General features: G+C 66.4%; 12 protein-coding genes. 5 read left to right on the plus strand and 7 right to left on the minus strand.

Annotation, left to right across the window (positions count from 1 at the left end):
* Positions 1-11 precede the first annotated feature (11 nt).
* Positions 12-1,307, plus strand: coding sequence for a sugar MFS transporter (locus tag ACZ1I2_RS05235; RefSeq protein WP_465170739.1), 1,296 nt, complete (start codon positions 12-14; stop codon positions 1,305-1,307).
* A gap of 223 nt (positions 1,308-1,530) precedes the next feature.
* On the opposite strand, the gene ACZ1I2_RS05240 is transcribed toward ACZ1I2_RS05235, so the two are convergent.
* Both ACZ1I2_RS05240 and ACZ1I2_RS05245 read right to left on the minus strand, forming a co-directional pair.
* Positions 1,531-3,249 (minus strand): cation acetate symporter, encoded by a 1,719-nt coding sequence (locus tag ACZ1I2_RS05240; RefSeq protein ID WP_465170738.1) that lies wholly within the window; start codon positions 3,247-3,249, stop codon positions 1,531-1,533.
* Positions 3,246-3,557, minus strand: a complete 312-nt coding sequence (locus ACZ1I2_RS05245) for a DUF485 domain-containing protein (RefSeq protein WP_465170737.1) — start codon at positions 3,555-3,557, stop codon at positions 3,246-3,248. Before ACZ1I2_RS05245 ends, ACZ1I2_RS05240 begins: the two co-directional genes overlap by 4 nt.
* Positions 3,558-3,819: 262 nt before the next feature.
* On the opposite strand from ACZ1I2_RS05245, the gene ACZ1I2_RS05250 reads away from it, so the two are divergent.
* Both ACZ1I2_RS05250 and ACZ1I2_RS05255 read left to right on the plus strand, forming a co-directional pair.
* Positions 3,820-4,446 carry a hypothetical protein gene (locus tag ACZ1I2_RS05250; RefSeq protein WP_465174897.1) on the plus strand — a complete coding sequence of 209 codons (627 nt, stop codon included), beginning with the start codon at positions 3,820-3,822 and terminating at the stop codon, positions 4,444-4,446.
* Positions 4,447-4,571: 125 nt separating this feature from the next.
* Positions 4,572-4,868, plus strand: a complete 297-nt coding sequence (locus tag ACZ1I2_RS05255) for a hypothetical protein (RefSeq protein ID WP_465174896.1) — start codon at positions 4,572-4,574, stop codon at positions 4,866-4,868.
* A gap of 190 nt (positions 4,869-5,058) precedes the next feature.
* On the opposite strand, the gene ACZ1I2_RS05260 is transcribed toward ACZ1I2_RS05255, so the two are convergent.
* From ACZ1I2_RS05260 to ACZ1I2_RS05280, 5 genes are all read right to left on the minus strand, one after another.
* Positions 5,059-5,946 carry a hypothetical protein gene (locus ACZ1I2_RS05260; RefSeq protein ID WP_465181589.1) on the minus strand — a complete coding sequence of 296 codons (888 nt, stop codon included), beginning with the start codon at positions 5,944-5,946 and terminating at the stop codon, positions 5,059-5,061.
* A gap of 21 nt (positions 5,947-5,967) precedes the next feature.
* Positions 5,968-7,014, minus strand: coding sequence for a DUF1176 domain-containing protein (locus ACZ1I2_RS05265; protein ID WP_465174894.1), 1,047 nt, complete (start codon positions 7,012-7,014; stop codon positions 5,968-5,970).
* A 110-nt stretch (positions 7,015-7,124) separates the two neighbouring features.
* On the minus strand, positions 7,125-7,997 hold the full coding sequence (locus ACZ1I2_RS05270; RefSeq protein ID WP_465174893.1) for a Nif3-like dinuclear metal center hexameric protein: 873 nt from the start codon (positions 7,995-7,997) through the stop codon (positions 7,125-7,127).
* Positions 7,994-8,911, minus strand: a complete 918-nt coding sequence (locus ACZ1I2_RS05275; protein ID WP_465174892.1) for a Nif3-like dinuclear metal center hexameric protein — start codon at positions 8,909-8,911, stop codon at positions 7,994-7,996. Before ACZ1I2_RS05275 ends, ACZ1I2_RS05270 begins: the two co-directional genes overlap by 4 nt.
* The gene (locus ACZ1I2_RS05280) at positions 8,911-10,368 is read right to left on the minus strand and encodes an alpha/beta hydrolase family protein (protein WP_465174891.1); all 1,458 of its coding nucleotides are present in this window, start codon (positions 10,366-10,368) and stop codon (positions 8,911-8,913) included. Before ACZ1I2_RS05280 ends, ACZ1I2_RS05275 begins: the two co-directional genes overlap by 1 nt.
* A 233-nt stretch (positions 10,369-10,601) precedes the next feature.
* On the opposite strand from ACZ1I2_RS05280, the gene ACZ1I2_RS05285 reads away from it, so the two are divergent.
* Positions 10,602-11,867, plus strand: a complete 1,266-nt coding sequence (locus ACZ1I2_RS05285) for an SGNH/GDSL hydrolase family protein (RefSeq protein WP_465174890.1) — start codon at positions 10,602-10,604, stop codon at positions 11,865-11,867.
* 14 nt (positions 11,868-11,881) lie between these two features.
* Positions 11,882-12,784, plus strand: a complete 903-nt coding sequence (locus tag ACZ1I2_RS05290) for a polysaccharide deacetylase family protein (protein ID WP_465174889.1) — start codon at positions 11,882-11,884, stop codon at positions 12,782-12,784.
* The last annotated feature ends 49 nt before the right edge of the window (positions 12,785-12,833 follow it).

A 12,833-nucleotide genomic window follows, 5' to 3' on the forward strand; every position in this document is an offset into this window, starting at 1 on the left:
AGGACGTGAAAATGGCGGGACCGATACTCAATACGACGGCGCCGCTGGGGGCAGGCGCCGGCGCGGGCCCCGGCTACCGGGCAACGCTCAGCCTGCTCGCCACCCTGTTCTTCATGTGGGGGTTCATCACCGTGATCAACGGCACGCTGCTGCCGCATCTGCGCAGCGTGTTCGATCTCAATTATACCCAGACAACCCTGATCGAATCGGTCTGGTTCATCGCCTATTTCTTCGCTTCGATCCCCTCGGCGATGCTGATCGAGCGGATCGGATACAAGCGCTCGATCGTCGCCGGCCTGATCATCATGGCCTTCGGCGCGGTGCTGATGGTCCCCGCCTCGATGATCCCCTCCTATGGCGTCGTGCTCGCGGCCCTGTTCATCATCGCCGCCGGCATCACCTTGCTGCAGGTCGCGGCCAACCCCTATGTTGCGGTGATCGGATCGCCCGAAACCTCCTCGTCGCGCTTGAACCTGGTCCAGGCGTTCAACTCGATGGGCACGACCTTGGCGCCCCTGTTCGGCGGCTATCTGATCCTCGGGCGCAGCACCTCGGGCACTGCGGCAGCGGGCGCGGTGCTGACCCCGGCGGAGCGGCTGGCCGACGCGCAATCGGTGCAGCTGCCCTATCTGATTGTCGCCGCGGTGCTGGTCGTGCTCGCGGTGGTGATCGCGCGCTTCAAACTCCCCGACATGAACGCCTCGACCCGCGGCCAGGCGCGCGAGGCACGGCACGGCCACAGCCTGTGGCGTCACCGCAACCTGGTGTTCGGCGTACCGGCGATCTTCATCTACCTGATCGCCGAGATCGGCGTCGGCAATTTGTTCATCAACTTCGTCTCCGCGCCGGAGATCGGCAATCTGACGCACGAACAGGCCTCGCATTATCTCTTCCTGCTATGGGGCGGGATGATGGTCGGGCGTTTCCTCGGCAGCTATCTGATGCAGCGTATCCCGGCCGAAACCGTGCTCGCGGCGTTCAGCGTGGGAGCGCTGGTCGTGATGCTCATCGCGACCTTCACCACCGGTCCGATTGCGATGTGGGCGCTGATCTCGGTCGGGCTGTTCCACTCGATCATGTTCCCCACGATCTTCACCCTCGGCATCCGCGGCCTCGGCCCGCTGACCGAGGAAGGATCGGGCCTGCTGATCATGGCCATCGCCGGCGGCGCGCTGGTGATCGTGCAGGGCTGGCTGGCCGATGCGTACGGCCTGCAACTGTCCTTCCTGCTGACCGCGGCGTGTGAGCTCTATGTGCTCTTCTATGCGCTGTGGGGGGCGAAGTCGGTCGAGGCGGCGGCGGACTGATCCGCCGCCTGCGCCACGCCGTCACCCCGGACCTGTTCGGTGGCGGTCCCGCTGAAGCATGTACCTACTCGTTCCCCGGCGAAGGCCGGGGCCCAGTCGGGAAGGCTATCGTTGTGAAGCGGGGGCGCCAGTTTATAGGCGTCCCCCAACTGGGCCCCGGCCTTCGCCGGGGAACAAGTAAAGTAGGTACCACCGGACAAGTCCGGCACGACGGAGGGAGCGGTCAGTGGCTGGAAGCCCCGGCCGCCCCGATTCCCGTCTCCGACCGCACCCGCTGCTCGAGATACGCCCCTCGATCCACCGCCGCCCGCGCGGAGGTGTCGAGCACCGACACCAGCCAGATCGTGAAGAAGGCCAGCGGCACCGTGAAGATCGCGGGCGACGAATACGGGAAGATCGCCTTGTCGTGATGCAGGATCGCGACCCAGATCGCCGGCGACAGGATCGTCAGCACCAACGCCGTCACCAGCCCGACCGATCCGCCAACCACCACGCCGCGCGTCGTGCAGCCCTTCCACAGCAGCGACAGCAGCAGCACCGGGAAATTGCCCGATGCCGCCAGCGCGAAGGCCAGGCTCACCATGAACGCGACATTCTGCTTCTCGAACAGGATGCCGAGCAGGATCGCGACCACCGCCAGCACCAGCACCGTCCGCCGCGACACGCGCAGCTCGGCCGCTGAATCGGCCGCACCTTTCCGGAACACCGTCGCGTAGAGATCGTGGCTCACCGCCGAGGCGCCCGACAGGGTCAGCCCCGCGACCACCGCCAGGATCGTCGCGAACGCCACTGCCGAGACAAAGCCGAGAAAGATGTTTCCCCCGATCGCCTGCGCCAGATGAATCGCCGCCATGTTGCTGCCGCCCCGCAACGCGCCGGTCGCGTCGAGATAGCCCGGGTCGGTCGCCACCAGCACGATCGCGCCGAAGCCGATGATGAAGGTCAGCAGGTAGAAATAGCCGATCCACCCCGTCGCCCACAGCACCGAGCTGCGCGCCGCCCGGGCATCGGGCACCGTAAAGAAGCGCATCAGGATATGCGGCAGGCCGGCGGTGCCGAACATCAATGCCATGCCGAACGAGATCGCCGAGATCGGGTCCTTGATGAAATTGCCCGGCCCCATGATCGATCGCCCGCGCGTCGTCGCTTCCGCGCCCGACAGGCCGGTCGCCACGGCGAGATCGGTCTTCACCTGCACGGCGCGCGCGAACAGCGCCTCGGGCGAGAAGCCGAACTGGGCCAGCACCATGAACGCCATGAAGCTCGCGCTGCCGAGCAGCAGCACCGCCTTGATGATCTGCACCCAGGTCGTCGCGGTCATGCCGCCGAACAGCACGTACAGCGTCATCATCACCCCGACGATCACCACGGCATATTCGTAACGCAGCCCGAACAGCAATTTGATCAGCTGCCCCGCGCCGACCATCTGCGCGATCAAATAGAACAGCACGACGACCAGCGTGCTCAGCGCAGCGAAGGTCCGAACCGGCGTCTGCGCGAAGCGGAACGAGGCGACATCGGCAAAGGTATAGCGCCCGAGATTGCGGAGCCGCTCCGCCATCAGGAACAGGATGATCGGCCAGCCGACCAGGAAACCGATCGAATAGATCAGCCCGTCATAGCCGTCGGCGAAGATCTGCGCCGAGATGCCGAGGAAGCTCGCCGCCGACATGTAGTCGCCGGCAATGGCCAGCCCGTTCTGGAACCCGGTGATGCCGCCGCCGGCAGTGTAGAAATCGGACGCGGTGCGCGTGCGCCGCGCCGCCCAGCGGGTGATGCCGAGCGTCAGGATCGCGAAGGCCGCGAACATGGTGATCGCGGTCCAGTTGGTCGCCTGCTGCACCGTCTGGCCCGCCACGCCGTCCGCCAGGGCAGGAGTGGCGATCAGCAGGGCGGCGGAGGCGATAGCGACAATGGGCGCGGCGGCGCGGGCGAGGGTCATTCGCCCTTGCTCTCGACCAGGCTCTGCACCAGCGCGTCGTAGTCGCGATTGGCGCGGCGCACATACAGCCCGGTCAGCCCGATCGCGAGCAGGATCACGCCGAGCCCGACCGGAATGCCGACCGATGTCACGCCCGATCCGATCGGCGCGGCAAGCGCGCTCTTGTCGAAGGCGATGAGCAAGATGAAGCCGAAATAGGCAGCGAGCATCACGCAGGTCAGCGTCCAGGTGAACCGGCCGCGCTGTCGCGTCAGCGCCAGGTATCGGGGGTCCGCCGCAATGCGCGCCAGACGTTCTGAATCAGCCATTGCTCTCTCCCCCTGCCGCTCGTTGGCGGTATCGCTACCATGCTATATCGGTCGCACGATGCAAGCGACGTTTGCCGATCGAACGTGTCAACAGGAAGGGCGCGCATGGGAAGACGTAAGGCCGGGAACAAGGAAAAAGATTCCCGCTGAGGCACAGTTCTCCGCGCCTCAGCGCGCATTTCCCTTTTCTCGCCGCCAAATCCGGTGTTTCGACGACAGATATCGAACGCGCGCTCGCTGGCGCCAGGACAGGACGCCGATGATGCGAAGAACCCACGCTGCGTTCCTGCTCGCCGGGCTGCTCCTGGGCGCCGCGCCCGCCGCCGCCCAGATCCGCTCGGGCTCGTTCCGGACAGCCGGGCCCGGTCCGCAGGGCACGCCGCACCTCCTCATGTTGGGCGGCGTCACGGTCGATCTCTACGACAAGCGCGCCCGCGCCAGGCCAGCGGGGACGCCGGCCGAGCGCATCTTCATCGATTTCCCGGAGGGCAGGGCACTGCCCAAGGGGCAATCCGCCGAACGCTGCATGATCACCGTCGCCCGCCTCCCGCCGGAGCCGCAACCCGGCAAGGCCTGGCGGACTGACTGGGCCGACATGCTCACCCGGCAGATCGACCCCGAGGATTATGCGCAAGGGGAAATCCCCACCGCGCCGGTCAGCCTGGACTATCCGCAATATGATGCCCTGGGTTTCACCTATGACGTGACGAACGCCGCGACGACGTCACATCCCGGGACTGAATTCTTCGAAAAAATCTATTTCGGCCGCGACGAATCCGGTGTGGTGCGAGACTATAGCGTCGCCTTGTGGTGCACGAGCCGGGGGTCGGCACGCGCGCTGGGCAAGAAGGTAATGGTCTCCGTCCTGCCGCAGCGGATGGTGCGCTAGATGCGCTACGGGGTGAAGCTGGCCGCCGGCGCGCTGACGCTATGCCTCATGGCGACGGGCGTGAACGCGCAGATCGGGCATTTTGGAACCGCTGCCCCAGGGTTGGGGGGAACTGGAACGGCATTTTGTGGGGCAGCACGGTCGAAAGCGTGCGCGCGGCTTCCGGCCAGCAAGGAAAATTCTTCGCGCCGGATCGTGACCAGCGGTCCGCGCTGAGGATTCCCTACACGCTGGCCGATCTTCCTTTCGAAGCGACGTTCCATTTCACCCGCAATGCGCTGCGATATGTCGACATCCACGATGAATCATCCGCGTTCGACGCCAGCAAATGCGCCGCGCTGATCGAGACCCAGTCCGCGACTACGCCACATGTCACTTTTCCGGGCCTTTATTCCAAGACCCGACGGAAATGGCCGATGTGACCTATAGCGATGAGCCCATGACCACGCACCGCTGGACGGATCTTGCGAACCGAACTCAATATTCCGTCGCGGTGGGCGACACCTCGAAAACTGCGAGTCGCTGACCGTCGCCCCGATGATCCGCCGAGAGGAATATGAGCACGGATCGCCGGTGAACGACTGATTCCGGAAAGCTGAACCGCAGATGCGCTCACGGCGTCATGTCGCCCGAACCTCTGTCGATCGTGACGCTGTAGGTGATCCGGTCGGGCAGCGCCTTCTCGATCGTGAAGGTCAGATCACGAATATGGGCCTGCGCGGCGCCCAGCCTGAAGGTCTCGGTCTGGCCCGATCCCGGATGCACCAGATCGTCGATCGAATAACCGCGGATCTCGAACTGCATCTCGCCATCCTTGATGCCCTGATAGGCGATGTCGTAGATCCGCCCGACGTCGATCGCGTCATGGTCCCTGGGCTCCGGCACCTGCGGCCCCCTGGCATAATCGCGCGGCGGCACCATCGGCTGTCCCATCGTCACGGTCTGCCGCTTGCCGAAGCTCGCGGGCGGCGGCGCGGAGGAGCGGATGACCGTGACACTGTCGTCGGCAGCCATGCGATCGTGCAGGGCGCTCGGGGACTGGCCCGCATTGGCCTCGTCGAGGACCGCCGCGGTAAATGCCGCATCGTCGATGGTCAGGGGGAAATAGCCGGCCGCTTCCCGTGCGGCTGCGTCGGAACAGGCAAAATCCAGCTCGGCCTGCGCTATCGGGCCGTCGGGCTTCGCCATCTCCGGGGCGCGGCGGGTCGAGGTGTCGATCACTGCCTCATCATGGCCGAAGCGCTGGACGCCTACCCAGCCCAGGACGCGGCCGGCGCAGTCCGCGCGCATGAACTTGACCCGCATCGCGACGGGATCGCCCAGCCGCCGGATCACCTCCTTCGACGCGAAGTCGACCCTCTGCCCATCGCGCTCGACCGATCCCGCATCGACGAACACCGCCCGGTCCCCGGCATGGCCGGCATACCACCAGGGCGCCGCCGCTGCCGGCGCGGCAGCGACGGTCGCAAGCATTGCAAGAAGCTTCCATGAAATACGCATCGATCGTCCTTTGTCTGACTGCTAACGGGTCGATCGAAACAGCGTCGGCCAGTCCCCCGGCGCGGTGCCCCCACAGGATTGCTGGAGCGTCATCTCGGAGAGGCGGAACGTCTCACCGTCCCAGATCCAGCTCGCCGACATGCCGCAATCGGCAAGCCCGCGCCCCTTGGCCGCCATGCTCAGCGTGCCCGTCTTCGGATCGAACGCGCTCTCGGTGAAATAGGCCGCGCCCGATCCGTCGGATCCAGCGCCGCGATACGGGGTCGGTGCGATCAGCCGATGCGCGGCGCCACCCGCACGGGGGGCGATGAAGGCAAGGGAGGACCCCTGATACGCGCCCATGATGCAGGGGATCAGGACGAGCGCCCGGCCCTCGTCCAGGGCATGTGCCTCGGGCAATTCCGGCGTCTCCCCGCATTCCTCCTTGTCGAATTCGGCCTTCTCGCTGGCACGAACCGAGGCGATCAGCCGCGCTTCCTCGCCCGCGGCCAGTTGCGCGCGGATCGGGTGGCCGGAAATCCTCGGGGCCATCGGCGCCGCGGGCACCCGAGCAGCGGGCAGCGGCCCCGGTTTCAGCAGTGCGCTAACGCCGCCCACTCTTCCCTGACGATCGTCGAGGCGCAGGACAGCCGCGGCGAACCCGTCCAGCGGCACCGCAACGTCCCCGCCCAGCGTCAGTGTCGAGGCCTTACGCAGGCGCTGCACGATCGCCCGCACCGCGCCAGGGTCGTCACTCGTCGCCGATGTCTCGCCGTCCTCGCTCGTCAAGTGCCAGGCCGGCGCCGCCAGGCCTGCCGGCCGGCCGTCGATCGCGACATCGCCAAGCGCAAAACCATGATCCGCGCTGATCGAGACGATCGCCGCGCCCTTCGGCCCCGCATCCCGCTCGATCCGGATCTCGGCGCCCGCGTCACTGTCGCTGAAGCCCTTGGCGACACAGGAGAGCGTGTTGTCACAGGCAACGAACCAGGATTGATAGCTGTCGTAAGACTGCACGATCTCGTGCGCTGCGGGAGCCGCGCCGGACGCCGACGCTGCCGCAGCCAGCAGGAGGAGGATTTTGGCCATTGCTCGCACAATCCCGGGCACCGGTGTTCGTTCCGAACGCTTCCGCGCTAAGCCGGAAGAATGCGCTACCTGCCCCCAAGCCTTCGCGCCTTCGCGCCTTCGCGTGAAAATCAAATCTGCGTGTTGATCCCGAACACCGGCTCGTCCGGATTCCAATAGGGCTCCACCTCGGCGATGAACGCGACCGGCACTTCGTCGATGATCGTCGTCAGCCACTCCGCGCAATAGCGCATCCCGCCCGCGACCGACTTCGCCTGGCCGAGCAGGATCAGCGCCTTTTTGCCCCCCGCGGCGATCAGGTCCTGGGCATATTCCACTGCTTCCCATTCGCGGGTGTAGCCGCACACCACCACATCGACCGCGCTGTTGAACAGGGCGATGGTCGGCAGCTGCGAGGCATTGCCCCAGCTCGTCGCGACCGTCGCCACCGGCAGCTTCGGGTCGCCGACGATGCGCATGGTGCGGTCGCCGAGCCTGTCATGAAGCTGCTGCGCCAGCCCGAGCAGGGTCGTCGGCGCCAGCTTGAACAGGTTGAGATTGGCCGGGTCGGCAAGGTTGCCCGTCCAGCCCAGCTCCTTCGCCATGCCGGTCGCGATCCCGTCGGGCGTGCGGTCGCGCCAGTGATCGTGGAAGTTGAAGATCACCAGATCATGTGCGCGGATGAAGTCGCGCTTCGCCTTGAACAATTCGTCGCCCTCGAGCCGGTCGAGCGCGTCGTTGCTCGACCAGAAGGGCGGATCAAAGGTGACGATCAGGTTCTTGCCCGTGGCCACTGCGGCCCTGAGGCAATCGAACGTCGCCATCGCCGTGGTGGCGATGCCCGTCACCGCGGTGGTCGGGTCGCCCGCGACGATACGGTCGACGGTCTGCGGCCGGCCCGGCGCGCCGGACTTTTCGAGGATGCGATCGACCAGCTGCAGCGCCGTGACCGGGCCGGTGTGGAGCGGCGGACGGGCCGGAAGGGGAGGGGCGGCCTGCATCATGCGATCCTCGTATCGATCTCGAACACCGGGCGGCGGACGTTCCAATAGGGCTCGATGATCGGCAAGAACTTCACCGGCACTTCCTTCACGAACCCGCCGAGCCATTCGGCGCAGGCCTTCATGCCCCATTGCTCCGACTTCACATGGCCGAGCACGATCAGCGCCTTTTTCCGGCCCGACGATACCAGGTCCTGGGCATAGGCGATCAGGTCCCAGTCCTGCGTCTCGCCGATCACCAGCACGTCCGCCTCGCTGTTGAGGAAGTTGATGCCGGGAAAGGCGCTGCAATTGCCCCAGCTTTCATAGACGATCGACACCGGCAGCGCCGGATCGCCGATCACCCGGATGGTGTTCGCGCCCATGTGTTTCTGGAAATCCTTCGACAGTGCGAGCAGGCTCGTTTTCGGAATGGTGAACAGCCGCTGGTTGTCGGCATGCATGAACTTGGTCCAGCCCATCAGCTGCATCGTGCCGAGATTGATCCCGTCGACCGGGCGCAGCGCATGCCAGTGATCGTGCAGATGGTACGACACCAGATCGTGCGTCTTCGTATAGGCCAGCTTGGTCCGGTAGAGCGGATCGTCCTCGATCCCGCTCAGCCGGTCCTGATGCGAAAACCAGGTCGATTCATGCGTGATGATCATGTTGAGGCCTTGGCGCGCCGCCGCCTTCATCGCGTCGAACGTTGCCATCATCGTGGTGGCGATGCCGGTCACGACCGTGTCGGGCCCGCCGGCCTTGAAGCCGTCCACCCCGCCGTCACGCCACGGACCGCCGATCTGCAGCTTCATCCGCTCGATCACCTCGCCGGCGGTAAGCTTGCCCGCGGCGAGGGCAGGGCCGGCGCTCGCGGTCAGCGCCGCACCCGCGCCCAGCGCGAGCACGCCGCGGCGCGACAAGTCGAGCTCGCGCATCATTTGAGTTCCTTCTGCGCGAACTGGATGAAATAGTGCCAGTTGGGGTTGGGCGTATGGCCCCAGGGATGCTGGCGGAACGCAACGTCTCCGCTGTCGATCAGCGTCTCGACCTTGGGGAAGGTCGAGGTGCCGATGCCCTTCCTGCCCAGCACTTCCCAGGCCGGGCTGGCTGCGACCGCCGCCATGAACATGCCCTGCGCGTCCTGCCACGCATCGCCCGGAATGGCGCAGGGCGGATCCATGATCAGCCCGCCGCCGCCGATGAAGATCGGGCGCGGCGCGACCAGGGCGACGAACTCATGCGCGTCGACCGGCATCTCGTCGGCGCTGTGGCCGACCGCGGCATATTTGAGGAAATTGCCCGCCATCCAGTGGAATTCATTGGGCGCCGCGACATTCTCCAGCAGCTCGCCATAATTGCGGCGGTACAGGTTCGCGCCGCCCGCGCCCGAGGAGGAGATGAAACCGATCGCGAAGCGCGGATCGTCGACCAGCGCCACCAAAGCCGCCTTGCCGCCGCGCGAATGGCCCATCACGCCGACCTTGCTGCCGTCGACATCGGGGTCGGTCAGCAGATAGTCCATCGTCCGGCTGGCGCCCCAAGCCCAGGCACGCAGCACGCCCCAATCGTCCATCGATCGCGGCTGGCCCTTGTTGACCAGGCCGATGATGCCCTTGGTCAGGCCGGCCCCGTTGTCCGCCTGCACCGCATTATTGTCGACCGAGACGAAGCCCCAGCCTTTCTCGAGCAACTGCTTGCCCGAGGAATCGACCACCGGGCCGCTCAGCATGCACATGCCGGTGGTGGCGCGGGTCGGCGGGGCGAGCGGCATCGGCCGTGGGCGCAGCGATCCGCCGCCGATGATCACCGGCACTTTCCTGCCCTTGGCGGAGGCGGGGGTGACGATGTCGGCCGCGATCTCGACGCTGATCGCCGGATAGGCCGCATTGTCGACATGGCCGACGACATGCTTGACGATCACGGGGATGCCCTCGAAATCCTGCTCCGCCGTGCTGGCAATGGTCCAGGTCACCTTGGGCAGACGCGCCGGATATTTGCCGTAGACCTGCGTGTCGAACAGCGCCTTGATCTCGTCGCGGCGCTTCGCCCATCCCGCCGGCGTCGTCACCCTGGTCCCATCGCGCAGCGTCATCAGCGGCGGCAGGTTCGGATAGGGATTGGCCTTGGCCTCGTCGTAATTGGCGAAGTCCGGCCGGCCGGGGATCACCGCGTTTTTCGGAATGCGCAACGCCGTGATGCCCTGCGCCTTCATCTCGCGCACCAGCTCGACGGTCGAGGCATCGAGCACCGCCTGCGCCTCGGGCGATCGCGGCCGCGCGGCGGAGTCGCTCGGAATCACTGGCGTCACGACGTCCTGGCCCGCGGCCGTGGCGACGCCGCCGGCCGCCATGGCACTCAGCAGCACACCGCACAACAAAGGCGATTTCTTCATGCTTCCTCTCCCCGACTCGGACATATCCGATATTCTATATGATTCTTGGCGCGGTTATCCCGCTGTCCGGGGTCGCTGGCAAGGGGCAGGTGAGCCCGATCATTTCTGTCGCGAAACGCCCGATTCGGGCCAGTTGGAGTCGCGGATAACGCCCGCTATGGTACCGCTATCGCGGCACCGGTCGAGGCCAGGGATGACCGTCACAAGGCGGCGAAACGATAAAAAAGGAGAAGATGGTGAGAAGCTTCCGTCCCTATCTGTCCCTCGCCGCATTGGCGCTGGTGTGTCAGCCGATCGCCGCCACCGCCCAGTCGAAGGTCTGGACGAGAAGCTGGCAGGCTGTGCCGATGGAGCGCCCCGGCCAGCGCCCCCCGCCGCCAGTACAGCCGGGCCAGCCGACGCCGCCACCGCCCCAGCCCCAACAAGGCCCCACCGTCCCGACCTCGGACGTCACCTATCGCATGGTCGCGCATCTCTCGGCCGGCGGCTCGACCCTGCGTCTGCGCCTGTCCAACGAGACGGGCACCGAACCGCGTCCGATCGGCGCCGTCCATGTCGGGCTCGCCGGCCCCAATGGTGAGGTCGTCCCCGGCAGCGACCGAATCGTCACCTTCGACGGCGACGCCTCGCCCGTCATCCCGGCCGGCGCCCCCATGGTCAGCGACCCCGTCGCGCTCAGAACTGGTCCGCTCGCCAATGTCGTGGTCAGCATCCATGTGCCTGGCGACACGGCCTCGCTTAGCGTCCACGCCCTGGGCGTCGCGACTACGCAGATCGCCCCGGGCGACCAGACCGCCGCCGCCAGCTTCCCGCCCGGCGGCCCCACCAACACGATGCGCGTGCTGCTCACCGGCATCGACGTCTCGGGCGGCCCCGCCACCGCGACGATCGTCACCATCGGCGATTCGATCACGGACGGCGCGCAATCGAGCCGCGACACCAACAACCGCTGGCCCGACATATTAGCCGCGCGGCTGGCCAGGGCAGGCAAGTCCGGCTTCGCCGTCGCCAATGCCGGCATCTCGGGCAATCGCCTGCTCAACACCGGCAGCGGCCCGGCGGCGCTCGCCCGCTTCGATCGCGACGTGCTGTCGGTGCCCGGCGTGCGCTATGTCGTGATCCTCGAAGGTATCAACGACATCGGCAGCGCGACCCGCGCCAAGACCGCGCTGCCCAGCGTCGCCGACATCACCGGCGCCTACCGCCAGATGATCGCCCGCGCGCATGATCGCGGCGTGAAGGTGATCGGCGCGACCGTGCTCCCCTACAAGGGCGCCGGCTATTACAGTCCGGAAGGCGATGCCGTGCGCACCGCGGTCAATGCCTGGATCCGCACGCCCGGCAATGTCGACGGCGTGATCGATTTCGACAAGGCCATCGCCGACCCGGCCGATCCGCTGCGCATGGCCAAGGCTTATGACAGCGGCGACGCGCTTCACCCCGGCGATGCCGGCTACCGCGCGATGGGTGAGTCCATCGACCTCGCCCTGTTCCGCTGATCCGGAGAATGACGATGCTGCGCAGCATGATGATCGCCGCGACCCTGATCGCGGCAAGCGGAACCGCACAGGCACAGGAGATCGCCTTCACCTGGGACGATCTTCCCTCGCACAGCGCGCTGCCCGAGGGCACGACCCGGGTCGAGATCGGCGACAAGATCATCGCCGCGTGGAAGGCGGCGAAGCTCCCGCCGGTCTATGGCTTCGTCAACGGCGTGCGCACCGAGGAGGAACCGGCATCGACCGCGATGCTCGATCACTGGCGCGCCGCGGGCCTGCCGCTCGGCAACCATGCCTGGTCGCACATGAACCTCGCGACCCACACCGCGGGCGAGTTCGAGCAGGACGTGATCAGGGGCGAAGGCGTCGTCGCCGATCGGATGAAGGGCGAGAACTGGCACTGGTTCCGCTATCCCAACCTCTCGGAAGGCGACACGCCGGAGAAGAAGGCGACGGTGCGCAAGCTGCTCGCCGATCGCGGCTACCGCATCGCCGGCGTCACGATGAGCTTCGGCGACTATATGTGGAACGCGCCCTATGCCCGCTGCGTCGCGAAGAAGGACGAGCACGCGATCGCCTGGCTGAAGAAGACCTATCTCGACGCAGCCGACGAGAGCATCACCTATGGTCGCGGCGTCTTCAAATCGCTGCTCGGCCGCGATATCCCCTATGTCCTGCTGATGCATGTCGGCGGTCTCGACGCGGAAATGCTGCCGCAATTGCTCGACCTCTACAAAAGCCGCGGCTTCAAGTTCGTAACCCTGGAAGAGGCCCAGCGCGACCCCTGGTACAAGGGCTATATGGACCCGCGCGAACCGGATGCTCCGGGGCGCCCCGAATCCCAGCTCCAGGCGAAAGGCCTGCCGGTGCCGGAACGCCACAATTACGGCCCGGAGCTGGAAAAGATCTGCACCTAGTTCCTCCCCGGAACGGGGAGGGGGACCGTTCGCCTCTTCCGGCGAATGG

The sequence above is a fragment of the Sphingomonas sp. BL-S-29 genome, from assembly GCF_055521495.1.